The organism is Sulfitobacter sp. G5_S2_6_S6 (genome assembly GCF_054968505.1).
On record NZ_JBQKUI010000032.1, the window covers coordinates 1 to 302 of the forward strand.

Sequence of the window (302 nt, forward strand, 5' to 3'; positions counted from 1 at the left end):
TGACCTGCCCCCCGCTGGTCCCTCGCTCATGACGAGAGTCTGCGGGTTTGGTCTTGATAGTCGTCGGTTTCGTGCTGGGCAAGCGCGCCGGGCGCGGAGCCCTCAAATTGCTCAAGCGTCGGGCGCGCTTCGACCGGTGTTTTGTTCCCGAGCGATGAGTGTGGCCTGACGGTGTTGTAATCGTAACGCCAGAGCGCCAGCTTCCGACGGGCGTCGTCCAGGGTGTCAAATATCTCCTCGTTCAGCAGTTCGTCACGCAGGCTGCCGTTGAATGACTCGATAAAGGCGTTCTGCTGCGGCTT

Annotated in this window: 1 protein-coding gene; it reads right to left on the reverse strand. The window is 60.9% G+C overall.

Annotation, left to right across the window (positions count from 1 at the left end; translation table 11 throughout):
* Positions 1-26 precede the first annotated feature (26 nt).
* Positions 27-302, reverse strand: a 276-nt coding sequence (locus ACTRWK_RS17535; RefSeq protein ID WP_462844112.1) for an integrase core domain-containing protein, incomplete at its 5' end; no start/stop codon positions are given.